Annotated in this window: 22 protein-coding genes; 10 read left to right on the top strand and 12 right to left on the bottom strand. The window is 61.9% G+C overall.

From position 1 onward, the window contains the following. Positions 1-36: 36 nt before the first annotated feature. Positions 37-948 carry a transcriptional regulator GcvA gene (gene gcvA / locus VNZ65_RS24495; protein ID WP_325673757.1) on the bottom strand — a complete coding sequence of 304 codons (912 nt, stop codon included), beginning with the start codon at positions 946-948 and terminating at the stop codon, positions 37-39. A gap of 125 nt (positions 949-1073) precedes the next feature. On the opposite strand from gcvA, the gene VNZ65_RS24490 reads away from it, so the two are divergent. Both VNZ65_RS24490 and VNZ65_RS24485 read left to right on the top strand, forming a co-directional pair. Beyond that, a complete protein-coding gene (locus tag VNZ65_RS24490; protein WP_325673755.1) occupies positions 1074-1751 on the top strand; it encodes an FMN-dependent NADH-azoreductase in 678 nt (225 codons plus the stop codon). Positions 1752-1884: 133 nt separating this feature from the next. Continuing rightward, the gene (locus tag VNZ65_RS24485; protein WP_325673753.1) at positions 1885-3213 is read left to right on the top strand and encodes an alpha/beta hydrolase; all 1329 of its coding nucleotides are present in this window, start codon (positions 1885-1887) and stop codon (positions 3211-3213) included. Here the strand turns inward: VNZ65_RS24485 and VNZ65_RS24480 are convergent. The 3 genes from VNZ65_RS24480 to VNZ65_RS24470 form a co-directional block, all read right to left on the bottom strand. Next, the gene (locus VNZ65_RS24480; protein ID WP_325673751.1) at positions 3203-3643 is read right to left on the bottom strand and encodes a hypothetical protein; all 441 of its coding nucleotides are present in this window, start codon (positions 3641-3643) and stop codon (positions 3203-3205) included. The two genes, VNZ65_RS24485 and VNZ65_RS24480, sit on opposite strands and share 11 nt — an antisense overlap. A 50-nt stretch (positions 3644-3693) precedes the next feature. Further along, positions 3694-4221 (bottom strand): spore coat protein U domain-containing protein, encoded by a 528-nt coding sequence (locus tag VNZ65_RS24475; RefSeq protein WP_325673749.1) that lies wholly within the window; start codon positions 4219-4221, stop codon positions 3694-3696. Between the two features lie 182 nt (positions 4222-4403). Then, a complete protein-coding gene (locus VNZ65_RS24470; RefSeq protein ID WP_325673747.1) occupies positions 4404-6134 on the bottom strand; it encodes a CocE/NonD family hydrolase in 1731 nt (576 codons plus the stop codon). 346 nt (positions 6135-6480) lie between these two features. Between VNZ65_RS24470 and VNZ65_RS24465 the strand changes: the two genes are divergently transcribed. After that, on the top strand, positions 6481-7362 hold the full coding sequence (locus VNZ65_RS24465) for an alpha/beta hydrolase (protein WP_325673746.1): 882 nt from the start codon (positions 6481-6483) through the stop codon (positions 7360-7362). A gap of 19 nt (positions 7363-7381) precedes the next feature. On the opposite strand, the gene VNZ65_RS24460 is transcribed toward VNZ65_RS24465, so the two are convergent. Together VNZ65_RS24460 and VNZ65_RS24455 are read right to left on the bottom strand one after the other, a co-directional pair. Continuing rightward, positions 7382-7876 (bottom strand): DinB family protein, encoded by a 495-nt coding sequence (locus VNZ65_RS24460; protein ID WP_325673744.1) that lies wholly within the window; start codon positions 7874-7876, stop codon positions 7382-7384. 119 nt (positions 7877-7995) lie between these two features. Beyond that, a complete protein-coding gene (locus VNZ65_RS24455) occupies positions 7996-8766 on the bottom strand; it encodes a slipin family protein (RefSeq protein ID WP_325673742.1) in 771 nt (256 codons plus the stop codon). Between the two features lie 430 nt (positions 8767-9196). Between VNZ65_RS24455 and VNZ65_RS24450 the strand changes: the two genes are divergently transcribed. Next, complete coding sequence (locus VNZ65_RS24450) at positions 9197-9562, top strand: glyoxalase superfamily protein (RefSeq protein ID WP_325673740.1); 366 nt, start codon at positions 9197-9199, stop codon at positions 9560-9562. Between the two features lie 11 nt (positions 9563-9573). Here the strand turns inward: VNZ65_RS24450 and VNZ65_RS24445 are convergent, their stop codons facing one another. From VNZ65_RS24445 to eat, 6 genes are all read right to left on the bottom strand, one after another. After that, a complete protein-coding gene (locus VNZ65_RS24445; protein WP_325673738.1) occupies positions 9574-10200 on the bottom strand; it encodes a 2OG-Fe(II) oxygenase in 627 nt (208 codons plus the stop codon). Positions 10201-10386: 186 nt separating this feature from the next. Continuing rightward, the gene (locus VNZ65_RS24440) at positions 10387-11073 is read right to left on the bottom strand and encodes a Fe2+-dependent dioxygenase (RefSeq protein WP_325673736.1); all 687 of its coding nucleotides are present in this window, start codon (positions 11071-11073) and stop codon (positions 10387-10389) included. A 14-nt stretch (positions 11074-11087) separates the two neighbouring features. Then, entirely contained in the window at positions 11088-13322 is a 2235-nt protein-coding gene (locus tag VNZ65_RS24435) for a TonB-dependent siderophore receptor (protein ID WP_325673734.1), read from the bottom strand. Positions 13323-13816: 494 nt separating this feature from the next. Beyond that, positions 13817-14644 (bottom strand): ethanolamine ammonia-lyase subunit EutC, encoded by an 828-nt coding sequence (gene eutC / locus VNZ65_RS24430; RefSeq protein ID WP_325673732.1) that lies wholly within the window; start codon positions 14642-14644, stop codon positions 13817-13819. 10 nt (positions 14645-14654) lie between these two features. After that, positions 14655-16028, bottom strand: a complete 1374-nt coding sequence (locus VNZ65_RS24425; RefSeq protein ID WP_325673811.1) for an ethanolamine ammonia-lyase subunit EutB — start codon at positions 16026-16028, stop codon at positions 14655-14657. A gap of 61 nt (positions 16029-16089) precedes the next feature. Then, positions 16090-17460, bottom strand: coding sequence for an ethanolamine permease (eat, locus tag VNZ65_RS24420; protein WP_325673729.1), 1371 nt, complete (start codon positions 17458-17460; stop codon positions 16090-16092). Between eat and VNZ65_RS24415 the strand changes: the two genes are divergently transcribed. The 6 genes from VNZ65_RS24415 (at position 17459) to VNZ65_RS24390 (ending at position 22831) form a co-directional block, all read left to right on the top strand. Beyond that, positions 17459-17608 (top strand): hypothetical protein, encoded by a 150-nt coding sequence (locus VNZ65_RS24415; protein WP_325673727.1) that lies wholly within the window; start codon positions 17459-17461, stop codon positions 17606-17608. The genes eat and VNZ65_RS24415 overlap by 2 nt on opposite strands. Before the next feature lie 236 nt (positions 17609-17844). Further along, positions 17845-18870, top strand: coding sequence for a patatin-like phospholipase family protein (locus VNZ65_RS24410; RefSeq protein WP_325673725.1), 1026 nt, complete (start codon positions 17845-17847; stop codon positions 18868-18870). 33 nt (positions 18871-18903) lie between these two features. Further along, positions 18904-19800, top strand: a complete 897-nt coding sequence (locus VNZ65_RS24405) for an alpha/beta fold hydrolase (RefSeq protein ID WP_414649213.1) — start codon at positions 18904-18906, stop codon at positions 19798-19800. A gap of 126 nt (positions 19801-19926) precedes the next feature. Continuing rightward, the gene (locus tag VNZ65_RS24400; protein ID WP_325673807.1) at positions 19927-20757 is read left to right on the top strand and encodes a 3',5'-nucleoside bisphosphate phosphatase; all 831 of its coding nucleotides are present in this window, start codon (positions 19927-19929) and stop codon (positions 20755-20757) included. A gap of 187 nt (positions 20758-20944) precedes the next feature. Further along, positions 20945-21445 carry a hypothetical protein gene (locus VNZ65_RS24395; RefSeq protein ID WP_325673723.1) on the top strand — a complete coding sequence of 167 codons (501 nt, stop codon included), beginning with the start codon at positions 20945-20947 and terminating at the stop codon, positions 21443-21445. A 213-nt stretch (positions 21446-21658) separates the two neighbouring features. Continuing rightward, the gene (locus tag VNZ65_RS24390) at positions 21659-22831 is read left to right on the top strand and encodes a cytochrome c oxidase subunit II (RefSeq protein WP_325673720.1); all 1173 of its coding nucleotides are present in this window, start codon (positions 21659-21661) and stop codon (positions 22829-22831) included. Positions 22832-22841: the final 10 nt, after the last annotated feature.

Genomic DNA, 22841 nt, shown 5'->3' with positions numbered 1-22841 from the left:
TCTCCAGGCGGCGTCGAGCTGAAACGGCTGCCGGCGCTAGGGCTGCGCGGCCGGGGTGTCAGCTTGCGCACTGATCCAGGCGCAGGCTGCTTGCACCTGTGGATCGCTCTCCCTGCCTTCCGGATACACCAGATAGAAGGCATAGGTATTGAGCACCGGACCGAAGGGCTGCAGCAAGACGCCGCTGTGCAATTCCGCTTCGATCAGGGAGGTGCTCAGCAGCGCCACGCCCTGGCCGGCGATGGCGGCCGAGATGGCGTGGCTTTCATCGGAAAACATCATGCCGGCGCGGCTCTCCAGCTGATCGATGCCGGCCGCCCGGGCCCAGGCGCGCCAGGTCGACGGCTTGCGCAGCGTGCTTTGCCATTCGCAATGAATCAGGGTTTGCTTGAGCAGGTCGGCCGCTTTCTTTACCTTGAGCCGTGGGCTGCAGACCGGCGCGATGCGATCGTCAAAAAGTTTTTTGGCGACCAGCCCGGGCCATTTTCCAAGGCCGTAGCGGATGGCGATGTCGGCGGTATTGCCGTCCAGCGCCGCAATTTCCACCGATGTGTGCAAGCGCAGATCCTGGTGCGGATAGGCGGCGCGGAATGCGCCCAGCCGCGGCAGCAGCCAGCGTGCCGCAAGCGCTGGCGTGGTCGAGATGGTGAGCGCTTGCGGCGTTTCTCGGGCCTGGATACGGCTGACGACGGCGGCGAATGCATCGAAGCCGTCGCGCAGTACTGCGTACAGCTCGGCGCCGGCGGCGGTCAGGTGCAGTTGCCGCGGCTGGCGCTGGAACAATGCGATGCCGAGCGTTTCTTCCAGGCGCCGGATCTGGTGGCTGACAGCCGTCGGCGTCACCGAAAGTTCCGCCGCAGCGGACTTGACGCTCACATGCCGCGCTGCCGCTTCGAACGCTTTCAGCGCTGCCAGCGGTGGCAGGCGGCGCGCTTTCGAGTTATCCATATAGATGAGTTTTATTTTTTAATTCACCACGAAAATTGTCGTTTATCTCAATAATTATAGGCATTTACAGTGGATCCCAAGATTGATGGATAAGATTAATTCACATTGATGAAGGGTAACTGAAAATGACGACGATATTGCATCTGGATGCCAGCGCCCGTAGCGGACGCTCTGACCGGCAATTGCATGGCTCCCATACGCGCCGCCTGTCGCACCGTTTCGTCGGACAATGGCTGCAGCAACGTCCCGGCGACCAGGTGCTGGTGCGCGATGTCGGCCTGAACCCGCCGTCGCCGGTCACCGGGGCCTGGATACATGCGGCATTTACCGCTGTCGCGCAACGCGAACCATGGATGGATGAGACGCTGGCGGAAAGCGACGGCTTGATCGATGAAATACTGGCCGCCGATATCTTGCTGTTGGGCGTGCCCATGTATAACTTCAGCGCGCCGGCCCAATTCAAGGCCTGGATCGACAATATCGTCAGGGTGGGGCGCACCTTCGGCTTCGACCGCCAGCGCCAAGGGGAACCCTATTGGCCGCTGCTGAAAGACGCCGGCAAGCGGGCGGTGCTGCTGTCCTCCCGGGGCGACTACGGCTACGCCACAGGGCAAAGAATGGCATCGATGAACCATGTCGAGCCAGGCATTCGCAGTGCACTCGGCTACATCGGCATTGAGTGCCTGCACAGCATCGCAATCGAATACGACGAGTTCGGCGATGTTCGGCTGGGTGAGTCGATTGCGGCGGCGGAGGCGGAGGTCAGCAAGCTGGTGAGCAGTTTGATAGTCGGCCTGGACTAGTGGACTGTTACAGTTCACTAGTGTCGCTGGGTTGCTTTATGGTAATTGTGTGGGGTAGGATCTGCTTTCTACACGCCAAGGAATCCAGATGCCGTCTTTTAAAGTTCGAACCCCTGCCATTTTGCGCTTTTCCATGTTTGCGCTCGCCGGTTTTTCAATCCCCGTTTTTGCTGATCCGCTGCAGCCGGCGGCGCCAGCCTGCCTTACCGGCGCCTACCGCTCGTCGGCCGGCGAGATTGTCACCTTGACCCAGCGCCCGGGCTTTCCGCAGACACTGTTGGCGACCGATTTCAAGGGCCGCAGCGGTGTCTTTGAAGCGGCTGGGGAGAACGCTCTGAACGCGGCGCCCGATGTCGGAAATCCAGCCAGGCTGGCCGGACGTTTGAGCTATGCGGGATGCCAGGCCGGCGCGATCGGCTTGCAGTTTTCCGGCGCTGAAGAACAGCAATGGACGCGTCTGCCGCTGCGCATCAGCCGCACACGTTTCATGGCAGGCACGGTGCAACTGAATGGCGAACTGATAGAACCGATGGCGGCCGGCGGCAAGCCGCCGCTGTTCGTGCTGGTGCATGGCTCCGAATCGACCGCCGCGGTCGATTCCAGCAATCATGCGTTTCTGATGGCCAGCCAGGGCATCGCCGCGTTCGTGTTCGACAAGCGTGGCACCGGCGCGTCAGGCGGCGCCTATACCCAGGATTTTGAAGTGCTCGCGGATGATGTCGCCGCCGCGGTAGGCGAGGCGCGCAGGCTAGGCGGCGATCGCATCGGCCGCATCGGCGTGGCCGGTTTCAGCCAGGGCGGCTGGGTCGCGCCGCTGGCCGCCAGCAAGGCGCAGGTGGATTTCCTGGTGGTCGGCTATGGCGTCATCGGCACGCCGATCGAGCAAGACCAATGGCAGGTGGATTACCAGCTGCGCCAGCTCGGCTATGGTGAAGACGTGATCGGCAAAGCGCGTACGCTGACCAAGCTGGCCGGCAACGTGGCAGCCTCGAATTTCTATCGCGGCATGCCGCAGCTGCTGCAGGCCAAGGAGAAATACGCGAACGAGCCTTGGCTGGCGAAAGTCGATGGCCAGTACAGCGGCGAACTGCTGCGCGGCGAGGTGGAACGGGCGCGCAGTGAAAGTCCACAGGTGATCTGGCATTACGATTCGTTGACGCCGTTGCGCCATCTTGCCATTCCGCAGCTGTGGGTGTTTGCGCAAGACGATTCGGTTGCGCCCAGCGCGCCGACGATTGCCCGGCTGGATGCCTTGCGCGGCAGCGGCAAGGACATCGCGATTGCGGTTTTCCAGCAGTCGGATCACGGCATCCGCTCCTTTGCTCTGATGCCTGACGGTAGCCGTAAATATCTGGGCTACGCGGCCGGCTACGACCAGCTGCTGGTGGACTGGATCCTGCAGAAGCCCTTGTCGCCGCAGCTGCAGGAAAGGATGCTGGCGCCGTCCGCGCTCAGGTTTTGAACTTGTTCTTGAGTGCGTCCAGCTTTGAGCTGGATGCGGCCGGGCTGTCGCTTGCCTCGCTATGCCAGTCTTCCTGCTCATCCTCGGCGAATTCTTCCGCCAGGTCTTTCCAGCCTTTGCTGGCCGCGAACGCATTGAATTCTTCCGGCGCTTCCAGCACGATCAGCTTGTCGTCCTGGAGGCCGAGGTCGCCGTGGCCGAAGTCGGGACCGGCATAGCCGATCTGGCGCAGCCTGGCCAGCACCTGGGCTATCAGTTTCTGGTCCTCAAACAGGCGCTCCTTGCCGATTGCCGCGGCGAAATCGACGTAGACGTCGATGATTCCATAGCCTTCGTCGAAGATGCGGATTGCTTGAATGTCATGCTTGCGGCCGGCAGCATCGGTGACGCTGAAGGGGCCGCTGAGTTGGATATCGGTTTCGCTGTTCATAGATGGCAGGATACACCAAACGGTGCCGCCTGAGCAGGGCCGGCATGGCCTCAAAAGGTCACGGTAGCGACCACGGTATCGGTAAAAGTGGCGGCGATGCCGGACTGTCCGGACGGCACGCGCGCATACACGGTGAGCGGCGTGGCGCTGCCGGTGGCGCTGGTGGCGGCGGGCGCGGTGGCCGTGGTATTGCCCCAGGTGGTGGTGCGGCCGGTATCCGAAAACAGTGAATAATTGAGATAGGTCGGCGTGGCGCCGCCAGTGGAGAGGCGCCGCAGCGGCACGGTATCGGTCGAGCCGGTGTTGGCGTTGGCGCCTTGCCCCAGCGTGATCACAGGCAGCGCACCCGGCGTGCAGGTGGTGCTGACGCTGGCGGTGATGTCCTGGTTGGCGGTGGCGTTGACCACGATCGGATCATAGGTCGTGGTGAAGCCGGTAGTGACGATGGTGCAATCGTTGCCGATGGTGACCGTGTTGGTCATGGTGGCCGTTGCGGTCGCTGCAAAAGCGCTGCTTGCCGCCGCAATGCCGATGATGACGGTAATGATCAAAATGCCATGTTGCATAGACTTCTGCATGACGAATCTCCCGATTGCCACTTCTGTTATTCAAGTCCGGCTGATTGATTGTCGCGTGTTGTTGTATATCTATAGCACAAAGATTTCCACATGGAAATATTAATTTGTTAATAATAATGCTAGCAGTGGGGGGATTTCAGGAAGCAGCTTGCGCGGAAGGTCGCGCAAGCTGTCGTGGGGACTTAGAGGGTAGGCAGCTGCAGGGTCGATTGCTGGGCAGGATTGAACTCAAAGCGGACGCCAAAACGCTCGCCCGGATTGACCGGCGAGGCGTATAGGCTGTCGGCGGTGTCTAGCACCACGCCGATGTGATGGCCGGCCGGCACGTCATAGGCAGTGGCCGAGAATTCGATCGGGAAATCGATGGTCTGCCCCGGCGTTGCCCAATGCAGGGTGGTGGCGCCATGGGTGATCAGGATGCCGGTGCCGATGGCGTCGACGTCATACAGATAGGCGACCACCTGCGCCCGCGCCTGCGATGGCGTGACTCGCAAGTTCAGTTTCGGAATGCCCCTGATTTTCTGTGTCGCCGACAAGGCTGGCGCTTCGTAGCGTACGCCGGCTGCCAGGCTGACTGTCAGCAGCGAATTGACCACCGGCAGATTGACGGTTTCGCCCAGGGTCGAGAGGATAGGGATCAGGCCGCTGGTGGCGGTGGTGTCGAAGAAATTCTGGATGGTGTCGGCATCGCTGCTCTTGTTGGCTGTGGCGGAAATGGTGCCCTTGTCGCCCTTGCCGCAGAAGCAGCCGAGGTCGAAGCGGACCGGGCCGCGTGGGCCGAGGTAGTAGGTTTGATTATTCAATTCTGGCGCGGGCCAGTTGGAGAACGATTCGCGGCGATCGGTGAACTTGATTTGCATGGTCACCTTCGGTTCGGTATCGACGCCGTTCTGCTCGCCTTTCAGCCAGCGGTTGAACCAGCGGTGCGCCTGGTCATAAGGATAGTTGGGCGCGCCCAGCAGGGCGCCGGTCAGTTCCGCGGAAGCATGGATGCCGGCGTTGAGCAGTATCTTCTTCGGCCCGGTCAGCGCCGCGAACATCGCCAGCGACGAGTTCGGCGTGAACATGTCGTCCTGGAAATTCTTGCTGAGGAAGACCGGCGCCTTGCGCTGATTGATGGCAGCGATGTAGCTGGACGGCGAGCGTGGCTTGGCCCAGGTGGTGATGCCGGCGATGGTGGCGGCGCTGCTGTTCGGATCAAGCAGCGCGAGGATGTTCTGATTCACCTCGGGCGCAGGGCGGCCAGTGACGCTGCCAGCCAGGCCGAGTACGCTGGCCCAGGTCAGGTTGGGCGAGCCGGCGGTGTACAGCTGGTCGGCCAGGGTGGCCCAGCCGGACAGCGCCACGGCAGTCTTGAAGCGCGCGTCCTGGCCGAGCGCGATCAGCGACAGGCCGGCGCCGTAAGAGATGCCGCTGGCGGCGACGTTGTTGATATCGATAGGCGCATTCGCCTGCAGCCAGTCCAGCAGCGAGGAAACATCGCGCACGTCTTCCGGCGCGGCGACGTCGACCTGGCCGCCGGACAGGTAGAAGCCGCGCGCGGTGTAGCTCACCACCACGTAGCCGTCCTGCGCCAGTTTCTGCTGCTGGCCGATATATTCGACGCGGCCGGGAGCGGCCCAGCTGGCAATCATCACGATCGCCGGAAATTTCTGGTCTGCGCTGCTGCGTTTGGGCAGGAACAGGTTGGCCGCCAGCTTGGTGCCGTCGAAGCTGGTGATGGTCATGGCGGGAATCCAGCAGGTGCCGTCGATCGGCGAGACGATGCCGGGCGATTGCATGGGGCTGGCATAGCTGGCCGCTTCAGCAGCGCTGGCGCTGCGGCACAGCTCGGCGTTGGCGGCGGCTGAAGCCAGGCTCAAGCCCAGCGTCAGGGCAATGCCGGGCAGGGATAAGAAAGACGGGATGCGCATGCGACGTTCTCCTAAACATTATTGATTATTTTGTGCCAAAGTAGGCATGCGATGAGCAGGCTGTTGGCGCGAGAAACCATGTTGCAGGGATGATGATTGTTGCGATAGTTCGAACTGCGGATTGCGGCACAGCGGATGGTAGTGATCGATCAATATCTGGCCGGACGCCTGCTGGTGCATGTGGGGCGGCGGCAGATCTGACGAAATGATTTATAAGTGAACGATCGTTCTTTTATTCTGAAATTATTAAGCCACGCATCGCGATGCAGCATCAATTAAAAGATTAGAAGTCCGTGCCTAACTATCGCGGTGCACTGTGGGAAGGCGAAAATTAACAGGAGGTAGCGTGTTAAAACAGGTCGATGCAGGTGTTCTCAATGTTACCTACGACGAGCACGGCGACAGCGCTGCCCCCGCGGTTTTTCTGCTGCACGGTTTTCCCTACGATATCCATGCGTATGACGAAGTGGTTCCTGCGTTGACGGCGGCAGGCTGCCGGGTGATCGTTCCTTATCTGCGCGGTTACGGGCCGACCCGTTTTTTGGCAGCCGACACGGCGCGCTCCGGCCAGCAAGCGGTACTTGCCCATGACCTGCTGGCGCTGATGGACGCGCTGGCGATTCCGCAGGCGCTGCTGGCGGGCTACGACTGGGGCGGCCGCGCCGCCTGCATCGTTGCCGCTTTATGGCCGCAGCGCGTACGCGGCCTGGTGTCCGTGGGCGGCTACAACATCCAGGATATTGCCGGCGCCGCCAGGCCGCAGTCGCCGGAAAACGAATTGCGCTACTGGTACCAGTACTATTTCCATGGCGAGCGCGGACGGGCAGGGCTGACGCAGAACCGCTACGAATTCTGCAAGCTGCTGTGGCGGCTGTGGTCGCCCAACTGGCGCTTTGATGAGGAGACTTACCGGCGCAGCGCCGTTGCTTTCGATAATCCCGATTTTGTCGACGTGGTGATTCAGTCTTACCGCCATCGCTACGGACTGGCGCCTGGCGACCCGGCAGTCGAGAGTACTGAACGGCTGCTGGCCGCGCAGCCAAGCATCGGCGTGCCAGCCATCGCGCTGGATGGCGGCGGCGACGGCGTCAGCTTGAGCGGCGGTTCGGAGCAGCACGCGCGCTTTTTTAGCGGGCCCTACCAGCGCCGGGTGATTCCGCTGATGGGACACAATTTGCCGCAGGAGGCGCCCGCCGATTTCGCGGCGGCGATCCTGGCGCTGGTCTGAACGGCAGGCTGCGCTACGACTAGCGCGGTTCCGCTTCCATCTTCCCCAGCAGCCACTGCAGGCCCGCCAGATGCTGCTGGTCGTGGCTGCACAGATAGTGCACCAGGCTGCGCAGCGTCAGGGCGCCGTAGCCTTCGAATTCTGCTTTGCGATCGAATTGTTCCGGCGCCAGGCCAGCGATGAGGGAGATCGTTTTGGCGCGGGCGGCGCGGAACGAGGTGAAGACTTCGGCCGGGTTGGCGCTGGCGTAATTGCGCTGGCTGGCAAGGATGTCGCTGTCGATGGATGGCAGCAGCGGGTTGTGCTCGTCGAGGGTACGCTGGAAGCGCAGATGATAGCCGTCGATCTCGATATCGCGCACATGGCAGATCTGCTCGATGGCGCTGAACGGTTCGCTCGGCACGCCTTCCCAGGAGGCCGGTTTCCAGTTTGCGTAAAGGTGCGGGATGGCGGCGTAATGCTGCTCCAGTTGCAGCGGAAAGGCGGCGAGTGTGCTCAGGGTGATCGGATTCATGGATGGATGGCCGGATGCGTTGGTTGCAATCGGGTAATTATATGGCAGGCCGCGCAATCCGTTGCGCGGCCCCCCCGATTGCTTGCCGCCATCCGCCAGCCGCAGCGCCAACCCGTGTTTCAGGACGCTTTCTTCTTATCGCCCAGGAACGAAGACAGCAAGTCCATCGGCAGCGGAAACACTACCGTGGTGTTCTTGTCGGCGCCGATCACGGTCAGCGTTTCCAGATAGCGCAGCAGGATGGCCTGCGGCTCCTGCGCCAGCACGTGGGCGGCCTGGTAGAGTTTTTCCGAGGCTTGCAGCTCGCCTTCGGCATGGATCACCTTGGCGCGCCGCTCGCGTTCCGCTTCGGCCTGGCGGGCGATGGCGCGTATCATCGATTCGGTCAGGTCGACCTGCTTGATTTCGACGTTGGAAACCTTGATGCCCCAGGAGTCGGTCTGGGCGTCGAGCGCTTGCTGGATATCGAGGTTCAGCCTTTCCCGTTCCGCCAGCATGTCGTCCAGCTGGTGTTTGCCCAGCACCGAGCGCAGCATGGTCTGCGACAGCTGGCTGGTGGCGTTGAAAAAATTGGCGACTTCGACGATGGCCTTGCGCGGATCGACCACCTTGAAATACACCACCGCGTTGACCCTGACGGAAACGTTGTCGCGCGAGATGACATCCTGCGTCGGCACTTCCAGCACCACGGTGCGCAGATCGACCCTGACCAGCTGCTGGATCGCAGGAATCAGCAGCACCAGCCCCGGGCCGCGCACGCCGGAAAAACGTCCCAGGGTGAAGACTACGCCGCGCTCATATTCGCGGAAGATGTAAATCGATGCATTCAGCAGGATGAGCGCGACGAAGATCAGCGCCACCAGTCCGAACCAGGCGAAATTCAAGGGCATTTTGTGCCTCCTTCCTTGTCGAGGACGACCTGGCGGGATTTGCCGAAGTAGGCGCAAGCCGGGTTGGGAAAGCATCGCGCAGGTCGTCTAACCAGTATAGGCGACCGTACGACACATAGACATCTCCGCGGGAGCGGCGGGGGTGTGCTAAATTGCTGTTTCTTAAATCATAACAAGCTGGTTTATATGGCCGTAACGGAGCCTGGCCGCCAGCACTGCCGACTCTTAGACTTTGACGCTCGTTGCGATCAGGAGAAAACCATTCATGGAACTAGCGCACACCATTCCCATCATCCGCGTATTTTCAGTCGGAGGGTGGGCAGATTTTCTGCCCACGCTGAGCGCACTCCTCGATTGACCGATGTTCCGCGTGGGCACAGGTGCCCACCCTACCATCCATGACGCTCGTTGCTATCAGGAGAAACCATTCATGCATCTAGCGCATCCCATCCCCATCTTCCGCATATTTTCGGAATCCAAGGCCAAAGAGTTTTATCTGGATTTTCTCGGCTTCACCCTGGAGTGGGAACACCGTTTCGAGGAAAATTTCCCGCTGTACGCCGAGATCAAGCGCGGCGACCTGACGATACACCTGAGCGAACATCACGGCGATGCGACGCCGGGCTCGGCCATGTTTGTGCCGGTGCAGGATATCGATGCCTTGCAGCGCGAGCTGCTGGCCAAGAACTACACTTATGCCAAGCCGGGCGTCGAAGTTACGCCTTGGGGTCGCGACATGGAGATCGCCGATCCTTTCGGTAACCGGATTCGTTTCAGCGAGCGTTCAAGCGCCTGAGCGAATAGTCGTCAGGCCGGCCGCCGGCGGAACCATCCGGCCAGGGACATGCGATCGCGGGTCGCAGGCAGCACTTCGTGCAACATGTCGGCGGACAGGAACAGCACCAGCCGGCTGCCCAGCGGCGCAATGTCTTCGCTGTCTTGTCCGGCCGGATGCAGGCGCAGTGCGCCGCCTTGTTCCGGCAGCCAGTCGTGGTTCAGGTAGATCACCACCGAGACGGTGCGGCTGTCGTCGTCGCGGAAACGGTCCAGATGCGGATGGTAGGAGGCGCCCGGGGCGTAAAAGGCGAAGTGGCTTTCGTACTCGTCCAGTCCCAGAAACAGGGTGCGGTTCAGCATCACGCGCAGGGTTTCCATGATCAGCAGATAGCGGTCGCATGCCGCCGATTGTCCGGCCTTGAGCCAGAGAATCCGGTCGCCGCGGATATCGCTGCGCACGGCTTGCGCCGCGCCGCGGCCGACGGCAGCAAGATTCAAGGCGCCGACCAGCTCCAGCGCACGGCATTCCGCGGCCAGAGCCAGGGTCAGGTCAGCCGGCAGGAAAATGTTTTGCTGCGACCAGCCATGCGCGGTCAGGCTATCGGCCATGCGGCGCAGCAGCGCCTGGTCGAGACGCTCGGGGGATTCTGACAACATCGCTGCAACTCTTCCTGGGTACGTGCATTCGCTACGAATCGTCAATATCCCGGAAACGTTGTTTCAACGATGCCGCCATGCAGGGGAGAGGTCCGCGGACCCGTAATGCATGGCTGGCAAATCAGTGTAACACTTGCGCCTGACAAGCATCAGCTTGAGGGAGGAGCGGGCGGGCGGAAACCTGCTTCAGGTCTCGCTCCATTGCCGCATCAGGTTGTGATAGCAGCCGATCAGGCTGCGCCGCGCGTTTTCGTCGGCATTGGTCTGGTTGAGTGTCTGGATGGCGTTGTCCATCTCGAACAGCATGCTGCGCTGGCCGTCGTCGCGCACCAGGCTTTGCACCCAGAAGAAGCAGGCAGTGCGCAGGCCACGCGTGATCGGCGTGACCTGATGCAGGCTGGTGGCGGGATACAGCACCATGTCGCCGGCCTGCAGCTTGACGGCGTGGCTGCCGTAAGTGTCGTTGATCTGCAGCTCGCCGCCATCGTAGGACTCGGGATCGGACAGGAACAGCGTGGCAGAAATATCGGTGCGCAGCTTGCGGCCGCTATGCGGATCGATGCGCACGCTGCCGTCGACATGGGCGCCGAAGGTCATGCCCTCGCCGTAGCGGTTGAACATCGGCGGATAGACGGTATTCGGGAGCGCCGCGCTGATGAAGCGCGGGTGGCGCTCCAATGCCGCCAGGATGATCTGCTGGCATTGCTGCGCCACTTCCGAGCGCTCATCGATCTGCTGGTTGAACTTGACCGCCGCTCCCTGGTAGCCGGCGGTGACGCGGCCATCCACCCATGCCGCGCCGGCATGGTCGAGCAGCTGGCGTACTGCTTCCAGCTGGTGAGCATCGAGTACCTTGGGAATGGCGATCAGCATGGGCGTTTCTCTGATTACATACGATAGTTGAGCGACAGCATGGCGGTACGGCCGGTGCCTGGCACGGAACGGCCGCCATCTGACTGGATCAAGGCATCGTAATACATCTTGTTGGTCAGGTTGAACAGATTCAGGCGGATATCGTATTTCGGTTGCGTATACGCCACCGTTGCATCCCAGCGCGTATAGCCGCCGGCCTGCACCGTGTTGGTCGGGTTGGCGAAGCGCGCCGACATGTAGCTGGCGCCGCCGCCGACTTCCCAGTGCGGCGCAACCTTGTAGGTGGTCCAGCTGGTCAGCGTATTCTTCGGCGTGTTGACCGGGATCTTGCCCAGCGTGCCGTCGAGGCCGGACGACTGGATCACCTTGGCGTCCAGGTAGGTGTAGCCGAGCGCGACCTGCCAGTCCTTGCTGAGGTGGCCGACGGCGCCGGCGCGCGCGCCGTTGACCCTGACCGTGCCGTCCAGTACATAGACGCCGGTGCTGACCTGGCTGCGCGCATTTTCCTTCTTGATCTGGAAGATGGCGGCGTTGAGCGACAGCTTGTCGTTAAGCATGTCCCACTTGCCGCCCAGTTCGTAGGAACGGTTCTTTTCCGGATCGAGGTTCTGCTGGCCGGTGGTGCCGGTCAGCTGTTCCAGCGATGGATTGAACGAAGTGCCGTAAGACAGGTAGTAGGACTGCGCCGCGCTTGGCTGCCAGATGCTGCCCAGGCGCACGCTGGTGAAGTTGACGGTTTGCTGGGCCGAAGGCAGGGTGGTGTTCTTGGCCGCTGCCGGTGCTGTCTGCGAGTTGAGCGAGTTGGTGATGCTGGCGATGTAGCGGTCGAAGCGCAGGCCGCCGACCAGCTTGAATTGATCGGTGAGCGTCGCGGTGTCGTTGAGGTAGGCCGCGACCGTATTGGCGGAGCCGCCGGCGCGGTTGCCGGCCTGGCTGACGACATTGCTGCCGGCAGTGCTGTAGCTCGGATTGACCAGCGGCACGCAGTCGTTATAGCCGGCTACCGTGGACGGTGCATTCAAGGCCACGCCGTTGCAGCTGCCGTTGCGGTAGTAACCCTGGTTGTCATAGCCGTCATGGCCGACTTCAAAGCCCGCCAGCAGCTCATGCTTGACGCTGCCGGTGCTGAGTTTGGCCGACAGTTCGGTCTGGTTGAAAATCGAATAGTCGCGGATGTCGCGGTCATGGCTTTGGCCGCGCACGTACAGGCTGCTCAAAGGCAGCGCGCTGACGGCCGAAGTCGGCAGCAGCGTGAAGCCGGCGGCGGACACCGTGCCGATGGTGTTCGGTGCGGTTTCTACCGCATTGGTGTGCACATAGTTGAACTGCGTCTGGTTGCGCAGCACGATGTCAGGGGTGATCTTGTGGCGGATCGTGCTGTTGAGCGACACCACGTCCTGGTTGGTGCGGTCGCTATCGAGGCCGTAGGCGGTATCGCGGCCGACCGGCGCTGGATGGCCGTTGAGCGGCGGCAGGCCATAGTCAGGCATGTCATGATTGTGCTGGATCAGGGCCGACAAGGTGATTTCGGTCGGGGTGCCGATGCCGAACACATACGAGCCGGCCAGGCCGAAGTCCTGGACGTCGGTCTGGTCGCGCGTGGTGGCCTTGCCGCTTTGCGCCATCGCCGACAGGCGGAAAGCCGAAGTGTCAGACAAGGGATGGTTGTAATCGGCGGTGGTGCGCACCAGGCCGTTGGTGGTGGCAGAGGCCGATACTTCGGCCGATGCATGCAGGTTGGCCTTCTTGGTCACCTGGTTGATCACGCCGCCGGTGGAGCCGCGGCCGAACAGCATCGACGACGGCCCCATCAGCACCTCGACTTCATCGATGGCGAAGGTGTCGCGGTAATACTGGCCGCGGTCGCGGAAGCCGTCCAGATAAATGTCGGTGCGGGCCGAAAAGCCGTTCAGGTTGATGTTGTTGCCGATCTGGCCGCCTTCCGCGCCGCCCAGCGTGATGCCGGCAACGTTGCGCAGGGCATCGGCCAGCGAACTCGCGCCTTGCGACTGCATCAGCGCCTTGTTCACCACCACCACCGATTGCGGCACGTCATGCAGGTCGGCCGGCAGTTTGGTGAGGGAAGTGCCGTTGGCGTTGAAATCGCCGCGGCTGCCTTCGACCACGACTTCCTGCAGTACTGCAGGGCTGGCATCTGTTTTGGGGCTTGCGGCTTGTTGCGCGTATGAGGACAGGGGGGCGGCGAACACTGCGACCAGGGCAGCGGCAATCGGGTTGAGGCGGTTCATTTTTATAGTTAGCAAAAGATTTGGCTGGCCGGCTTGTGCGGCGAGCGGAATTTTTGGCTGGCTAATACGGCGAATGATCCCGTTTGGCTGGCTGATGGCATTGCATCTAAATGAGAGTGATTGTGTAATCGATTCTTATTTAAGGTTAATTAGCGCGCCAATTATAGATGAGGAGTTTTGTTGCGGCTATAGCGAGGAATTGTAAAAACGCGTAAAAAACAACATCTTGTCAAAACGCCCATTGCCTTCCTTTACAAATCTTTTAGATCTCAGAATGTTATTATTTTGTTAAATATTGTTTGATCGATGGAGCAATCCCCGTAACAAAGAATGCGGGCTAAATGTGTTTTTTGATTAATTAACGCAACGTGAGCGACGCTACGGCGGCCGGGTTTTGCACGATCAGCATCGGGCCGGCGCTGATCGCTGGCCGGGAGCGCAACGAGCGCCTGGTGAATCCGGGCAGCCTGGCGCCGAACCCGGATTGATCCCCCTTAGCGTTCTTCCAGCAGAAAATTGCGCGTGGCTGGCGCCGGCAGTCCGCCGGCGGCTCCGGTTTCATCCTTCAGCTTGACGCCGGAGAATTGCCGCTGGCGTGCTTGCGTCAACAGATAATGCAGCTTGAATGCCGCTTCGTCATACGACAGGCCGGCGGGACGCACATTGGAAATGCAGTTGCGGCTTTCGTCGGTCAGGCCGATACGCGGCGCCCAGGTCAGGTATAGCCCCATGCTGTCGGGCGAACTCAGGCCCGGGCGCTCGCCGATCAGGATCACCACCACTTTGGCGTTGAATAGTTCGCCGACTTCATCGCCCACCGCGACTCGCCCCTGGCGCACGATGGCGATCGGCGCCAGCGTCCAGTTTTCCGGCGCCAGCTTGCGCATCAAGGCTTCCAGGAAAGGTTGGGCATTCTGTTCGATGGCCAGCGCCGACAGGCCGTCGGCAATTACGATGGCGAGATCGTAGCCGGCCGCCGGTTGATGGCTTTGCTGCAGTTCCTGCAGTATGGTGCGCGAGGCGGCGTCCAGTCGCCGCCCGAGGTCCGGGCGCTGCAGATAGGTGTCGCGGTTTCCGGCCGCACTCGACAGCGTGACGCAGTGCGTGCCGCCGGCGAAGGAGTCGCACAAACGGCTGCTCAGCGCCTTGGCGTCCAGCGCCAGATGCACCGCATCGCGCGCCTGCGCGTGCGCCAGCTGGAACTCCAGCTGGGCCGAGGTCGGCAGGCTGACGCCGCTGCGGCCGAGCGCAATGCGGGCCGCGGTGAATTTGCGCAATGCCTGCCAGGGATTGTTGACTACGGTGGCATCCGGTTTGCTCATGCTGGCGTCCTCAGGATAAGCGCAGCAGCGCTTGTTTGAATATCGACGGCAAGGCTGTACCCAGCCTGACCTGCTCGCCTTCGCCGAAAATCTGCATGTGCTTCAGCCAGGCGTCGAATTCCGGCGCCGGCTTCGATCCCAGCAGGCGCCGCACATACAGGGCGTCGTGGAAAGACGTGGTCTGGTAATTCAGCATGATGTCGTCCGAGCCGGGAATCCCCATGACGAAGGTGCAACCGGCAGTGCCCAGCAGGGTCAGCAGCACGTCCATGTCGTTCTGGTCGGCTTCGGCGTGGTTGGTGTAGCAGACATCGCAGCCCATCGGCAGGCCCAGCAGCTTGGCGCAGAAATGATCCTCCAGGCCGGCGCGGATGATCTGCTTGCCGTCGTAGAGGTATTCGGGGCCGATGAAGCCGACCACCGAATTGACCAGCAACGGCTGGAACTTGCGCGCCACGGCATAGGCGCGCGCTTCGCAGGTCTGTTGGTCGATGCCGTGGTGGGCGTTGGCCGATAGCGCGCTGCCCTGGCCGGTTTCGAAATACATGACATTGTCGCCGACCGTGCCGCGCTGCAGCGACAAGGCCGCGGCGCGGGCCTCCGCCAGCAGCGCCAGGTCGAGGCCGAAGCTGAGGTTGGCGGCCTCGGTGCCGGCAATCGACTGGAAGACCAGGTCCACCGGCGCGCCGCGGTTGATCGCTTCTATGGTGTTGGTGACATGGGTCAGCACGCAGGACTGGGTCGGAATCTGGTAGCGCTCGATGATGTCGTTGAGCATGCCGACGATCTTGATCACCTGCGGCACGTTGTCGCTGGCCGGATTGATGCCGATCACCGCATCGCCGCTGCCGTACAGCAGGCCGTCGAGGATGCTGGCGGCGATGCCGCTGGCGTCGTCGGTCGGATGGTTCGGCTGCAGGCGGGTCGACAGGCTGCCAGCCAAGCCGATGGTATTGCGGAAGCGGGTCACCACCCGGCATTTTTTTGCCGCCAGGATCAAGTCCTGCACCCGCATGATCTTGGCCACGGCGGCTGCCATTTCCGGCGTGATGCCGGGCGCCACGGCAGTCAGCACGTGTTCATCGACGGCATCGCTCAGCAGCCAGTTGCGGAAGTCTCCCACTGTCAGATGCGAGATGCGGGCAAAGGCGGCGGCATCGTGGTCGTCGACGATCAGGCGGCTGATTTCGTCCTGCTCATAGGGAATCAGCAAATTGCTGAGGAAGGTGCTGAGGGGCAGGGCGGCCAGGGTCATCTGCGCTGCCACCCGTTCTTCCGCGCTGGCGGCGGCCAGGCCCGCCAGGTAGTCGCCGGAGCGTGGCGGCGTGGCTTTGGCCATCAGATCCTTGAGGTCGCGGAAGATGTAGCTCCTGGCGCCGACCATGTGGCTGAACGGATGCTTGCTGCTCACTGATGCGGTCCTCCATGCAAGTTGTCGGATTGGCTCACGCCACTGCACTCGGCTCAAGTGTACGACTATTCTTGGTCATCAGGAAAACCACATAGCCGCAAGCCAGGAAGGCCGCGAAGATGCCGAAGATCAGCAGGTTGTAGTAGATCATGGTGGCCATGCAGACGCAGGCGCCGGCCAGCGCGAACGCTGGAAACCACGGATACAGCGGCGCGCGGAACGGCCGCAGCATGTCGGGCGCGCTGCGGCGCAGGCGGAACAGGCTGAGCATGCTGATGATGTACATGGTGATGGCGCCGAAGACCGACATGGTGACGATGTTGGCGGTCAGGGTCTGGCCGCCGAGGGTGATCAGCTGGTCGCTGTAGATGGCAGCGATGCCGATCGCGCCGCCGGCCAGGATGGCCCGGTGCGGCGTGTGGAAGCGTGGATGGATCTTGGCGAAGTAGCCGGGCAGGTAGCCGTCCCGCGCCAGCGCGAAAATCTGCCGCGAATAGCCGAGGATGATGCCGTGGAAGGATGCGATCAGGCCGAACAGCCCCAGCCACACCAGCATGTGCAGCCAGCTGCTGTGCTCGCCGACAATCAGCTTCATGGCTTGCGGCAGCGGATCGTTGATGTTGGACAGCTTGGTCCAGTCGCCGGCGCCGCCGGCAAACACCATGACGCCGATCGCCAGCAGCACCAGCGTGATGATGCCGGTGATATAGGCGATCGGGATCGAGCGCTGCGGGTCCTTGGCTTCCTCGGCGGCCATCGCCACGCCTTCGATCGCCAGGAAAAACCAGATGGCGAAGGGGATGGCGGCAAACATGCCGGGAATCGCGGCCAGGCTGAAATGGTCCTGGCCGGACCAGCCGCCCTTGACGAAATGCGCAATCGAAAAGCCGGGCGAGACCACGCCCATGAACACCAGCAGCTCGAAAATCGCCAGCAGGGTCACGCACAGTTCAAACATGGCGGCGATCTGCACGCCGACGATATTCAGCGTCATGAACACCAGGTAGGCGCCGACGGCAGCGGTTTTCGGATCGAGCGCGGGAAACTGGACATTCAGATAGGCGCCGATCGCCAGCGCAATCGCCGGCGGCGCAAACACGAACTCGATCAGGGTGGCGGCGCCGGCAATATAGCCGCCCAGCGGTCCGAAGGCTTTCTTGCTGTAGGCGAAGGGACCGCCGGCATGCGGGATCGAGGTGGTCAGTTCGGTGAAGCTGAAGATGAAGGCGGTGTACATGGCGGCGATGAACAGCGCCGTCACGGTAAATCCCAACGTCCCGGCCGAGGCCCAGCCGTAGCTCCAGCCGAAATATTCGCCCGATATCACCAGGCCGACCGCGATGCCCCACAGCTGTATGGTGCCCAGGGTCTGCTTCAGGGCTGGGGCGCCGGTTTTTGCATTCATGATTTTTCTCCACCAGATGATTTCAGCTGCACGAAAATCCAAAAAAATTCTGTTGCCCGATCGCGGCGCGTTGCCGCGCCACTTTGGTTCGCCGGTGAAAGAAAGCGGTGCGGCGGTGGACGGAACGCTTGCGCGAGACCGATCCTGAATGCTGAAAAGCAAATTGCGTGCCCTTGTGGTGCACAATGCTTCGCCGCCACCTAAGACAGCAAACTGCCCAAGCCTGCACGAAACTGAATGTAAGAAAACGCGCGATGCGAAAGATTGGTAAATTAGTGGAATATGTGGGAGGGTATAGGCAGGCAGTGCAAACGATTGTGCTCCAGGCGTCCGAAATGCAGCTCAGGACGACAAGCGACCGATAACCATCTTCAGGAACTATTCATGCAAAACAAGATAATCACGCTGGCCCTGCAGGGCGGCGGTTCACACGGCGCATTTACCTGGGGTGCGCTGGACCGCTTGCTGGAAGAGCCGCGCATCGATATCGAAGGCATCAGCGGCGCCAGCGCCGGCGCCATGAATGCGGTGGTGATGAGCTACGGCCTGGCGACCGGCGGGCGTGACGGTGCGCGCCAGGCGCTGGCGGACTTCTGGGACAGCGTCAGCACCCGCGACCTGTACAGCTTCATGCGGCCGGATGCCTTGAGCGAAGCGGGCATTGCTTCGCAGGCGACCTCGTCGGCATTGCTCAAGCATATGTTTTCCGTGACCCGCATGTTCTCGCCTTACCAGCTCAATCCCTTCGATCTGAACCCGTTGCGCGACATCCTCGGCAAGCAGGTCGATTTCGACAGGCTGCGGACGGAAGGCAAGATCAAGCTGTTCATCGCCGCCACCCAGGTCAGCACCGGCCGCCTGCGCATCTTCCGCAACGAGGACCTGACGCAAGACGCCTTGCTGGCGTCGGCCTGCCTGCCGTCGATGCACCATGCGGTCGAGATCGACGGCGAAGCCTATTGGGATGGCGGCCTCACTGCCAACCCGCCGATTTTCCCTTTGCTGCATTTGTGTAACTCGCCGGACGTGCTGGCGGTGCTGCTGCATCCGTTCCGGCGGCCGCTGACGCCCACCAGCACCGACGAGATCGGCCAGCGCCTGAGCGAGATCAGTTTCAGCTCGACCTTTTTTACCGAGCTGGGCGGGCTGGCGCTGGCAAAACGCGAAACCCAGGCCGATCCCGAGGCGCGCGGCAAAATGCACGAGCGTCTGATGGAGCTGCAGATACACGTGATCGATTCCGATGCCTTGATGAGCCAGCTGAGCGTGGCCAGCAAGCTCAACACCAAAGCCTCCTTCATCCATGCCTTGCGCGATGCCGGACGTACGCGCGCCGAGCACTGGCTGCAGGAAGAGTTTGCCGGCGGCGAACTGAAATCCAATTTTGATCTTGGCCAGTTCCTGGCATAACAGCCATCCAGGCACGCAACCCATACAATTTCCATGCCGATGAAACTATCCCGTTCCGAATTCCTTCCTTTGCGCGGCCTGCGCTATCACATCCGCCACTGGGGCCGCGCCGGCGCTCCGAAAATTTTCATGATGCATGGCTGGATGGATGTCTCCGCCTCGTTCCAGTTCGTGGTCGATTGCCTGCAGCGCGACTGGCATGTGATCGCGCCCGACTGGCGCGGTTTCGGCCTGACCGAAGGGCCGCCGGTGGACAGCTACTGGTTCCCCGATTACCTGGCCGACCTCGACGCCATCCTGCAGCACTATGCCGGCGATGCAGCGGTCAACCTGCTCGGCCACAGCATGGGCGGCTATGCGGTCGGCCTGTATGCCGGCACGCGGCCGCAGCGGATCAAGGCGCTGATCAACCTGGAAGGGTTCGGCGGCGCGCACCTGGCAGCGGACCAGGCGCCCGTGCGCTACGCCAAATGGCTGGATCAGCTGATTGAAGCGGCGGCCTTGCAAAGCTATCCGGATGCGGCGGCGGTGGCGGCGCGCCTGCAGAAAACCAATCCGCGCTTGAGCGACAGCCGGGCCGCCTTCCTGGCGCAGCACTGGGCGCGCCAGAATGACATGGGACGCTGGGAGATCCTGGCCGATCCAGCGCACAAGATCATCAATCCGGTCTTGCCGCGGGTCGAGGAAATGCTGGCCTGCTGGCGCAGCACGACGGCGCCGGTGCTGTGCGTCGAGGCTGCGGAAACCAATATGTGGCAATGGATGGGCGGCCAGGAAACCATGCGCGCGGAGGTCGACCGCCGCATCGCCTGCCTGCCGCATGCCAGGATGGCGTTCATCGCCGAGGCCGGCCACATGCTGCATCATGACCAGCCGCAGGCGCTGGCGCAGCTGATCGAGGATTTCCTGCTGGAGCAGGGCGCGGCCTGAGGACGGCTGCGGCGCGGGGAAATGTGCGTTTGCAGCATAGAGCGGCCAAGAGGCGTACAATCTCTACATCAGGCCGCAGCCCGGCGGCTGACTGGCTTTCCCTGGTAATCCCCTGTAGGACTAATGATGTTGAATGCTGATCTTCATTGCCACTCCAATGTTTCCGACGGTACGCTGACGCCGATGGCGGTGGCGGCGCGCGCCAAGGAAAACGGCGTCGACCTGTGGGCGCTGACCGATCACGATGAAATCAACGGCATCGCCGAAGCGCGGGCGGCAGCGGCGGCACTCGATCTGCCGTATGTCGCCGGCGTCGAAATTTCGATTACCTGGGCCAATCACACCATACACATCGTCGGCTTGCAAATCGACGAAACCGACCCGCAACTGGTGCAGGGCCTGGCGACGACCCGCGGCGGCCGTGAGCGGCGCGCGCATGAAATGGCGGCGCAGCTGGCGACGGTGGGGATTCCCGACGCCTTCGAAGGCGCCTTGAAGCATGTCGGCAATCCCGACCTGATTTCGCGCACCCATTTCGCCCGCTACCTGGTGGAGATCGGCCGTTGCGCCGACACCAGCGAAGTATTCCGCAATTTCCTCACTGAAGGCCATCCCGGTTATGTGCCGCACCGCTGGGCCTCGCTGGCGCAAGCAGTGCAGTGGATACGCGGCGCCGGCGGCGTCGCCGTGGTGGCCCATCCGGGGCGTTACCAGCTGAGCGACCTGGCGTTCGACGCCTTCTTCAGCGAATTCAAGCAACTGGGAGGCGCCGCGATCGAAGTCATGACCGGCAGCCACACGCCGGATCAGTATGACTATTACGCCAAGCTTGCCACGCGCTATGGTTTCCTGGCCTCGCGCGGTTCCGATTTCCACAGCCCGGCGGAATCGCGCATCGACCTCGGCGCCTTGCCGCCCCTGCCTGATAGCGTTACCCCGGTCTGGCATAACTGGTAAACCCCGCGGCCGCCAGGCGGCATGGCTGCTGCGTCGCAGCATAGTTACTGCCTTTGCATGTCCATGATTCTGTACTACCCTGAAAGAGAGTCCTGCGCGGCGTGTGTGTGATGTTTCTGCGCCGGTCTGGCGCCGTCGCGGCTGTTGCCACGGCGTAGCCGCTTGCTATCGCTTTCAGGAGGTCATCATGGAACTTCACATGCATTCGCATCACATGGAGCATCGCTTGCCGGACTGGCCGGCAGCGGCAGTCTCCGGTTTTGCCGCCGGTGCGGTCGTGATGGTGCTGGAACTGCTCTGGTCTTCCATCTTCACCGACACCAGCCCCTGGGCGACTTCGCACATGATTGCCGCCATCGTGATGGGGCAGGATACGCTGCAATCAACCACCTTCAGCGTCGGCATCGTCGCCGTGGCGCTGGCCACCCATTATGTGCTCGGAATTGTGCTGGCCCTGATCCTGGCGGCCATCATCGCGCCTTTCCACTTTGACTCCAGCATCGGCATGATATTGCTGACCGGCGCCGTGTTCGGCCTGGTTGTCTATCTGTTCAATTTTTACGGCATGGTCCGCTTCTTCTCGTGGTTTGCCGATATGCGCGGCTGGGCAACGCTCGCCGCCCACCTGATATTCGGCATGTCGGCCGCGATCATTTACTGGAAGCTGGAGCGGCCTTTGGGACAATAGCGGTGTGCGCTGGGTTGTCTGCTTAACCATCATTTGCCGTGAGTGCCGACGGATCAGGAGAACAGCCCTGATCCGTTCGCGTACTCATACGCATCAAGACGGCAGGGGGGCTGAGCACGAAGCGTGCTCGCGGCTATCGTTGTAAGCATTCAGAGAGTACTTCATTGCATTCGCATCACTTCCGCGGCGCGTTCCGCAGGAAAGAGGATAGCTATGGCCATGGCAGTCGCACTCATCCTGATCGTTGTCGCTTCGGTGCTGTTTCATTTCTTCAGCCCCTGGTGGGCCACCCCGCTGGCCTCCAACTGGCGGCAAATGGACGATACGCTGACCATCACCCTGATCATCACCGGCATCTTCTTCGTCGTCATCAACCTGTTCATCGTGTATATCCTGCTGCGCTTTCGCCACCGCGAAGGGCGGCAGGCTGCCTACAAGCCGGAGAACCACAAGCTGGAGCGCTGGCTGATCATCGCCACCAGCGTCGCCATCATGGGCCTGCTGGCGCCGGGGCTGTTCGTGTATGCCGCCTACGTCACCGTACCGGCGAACGCGCGCGATGTCGAAGTGATCGGCCAGCAGTGGCAATGGCGCTTTCGCTATCCCGGTCCCAGCGGCAAGCTTGGTCGCTCCAGCGTGGCGCTGATCAGCGCCGCCAATCCCTTCGGACTGGATCCGGCCGATCCGGCCGGCCAGGACAATATCCTGATCAACAACAACGAGCTGCACCTGCAGGTCGACCAGCCGGTGCGCATGCTGCTGCGCTCGCTCGATGTGCTGCACGATTTTTACGCACCGCCGTTCCGCGCCCGCATGAACATGGTGCCCGGCATGATCACTTCATTCTGGTTCACGCCGAACAAGATCGGCCGCTATGAGGTCTTGTGCGCGCAGCTGTGCGGCGTCGGCCACGCCGGCATGCGCGGCTATGTAGTGGTGGAAGACGCCGCCAGCTACCAGAAGTGGCTGAAGGCGCAGCCGACCTTTGCCCAGAGCATGGCGCCGCCGCCAGCGGCAATCGTGGATGTTGCCGCCGGTGCCGCCGTGGCTGCCGCCGGCGACGTGCTGGCGCTGCAGGGCAAGGCGCTGTCCGAATCCAAGGCTTGCGTAGCCTGCCATACAGTGGACGGCACGCCGCGCGTCGGCCCGACCTGGAAAGGCTTGTATGGAAAAACAGAGACCATGGAAAACGGCGCCACCGCGCTGGTGGACGAGGCTTACCTGAAAGCCTTCATCCGCGATCCGCAGGCACGCGTGGTGAAAGGCTTTGCGCCGATGATGCCGAAGATCGAAATGAGCGACGCCGAGCTGGCGGCGCTGGTGGCTTACATCAAGTCGATAGGGGCGGCGCCTGCAGCCGCACCGAAACAGCAGGCGCAACAATAAACGTCAACAG

Source organism: Collimonas sp. (assembly GCF_035566555.1).
Lineage (GTDB): Bacteria > Pseudomonadota > Gammaproteobacteria > Burkholderiales > Burkholderiaceae_D > Collimonas.
This window is presented reverse-complemented; position numbering and strand designations above follow the sequence as displayed.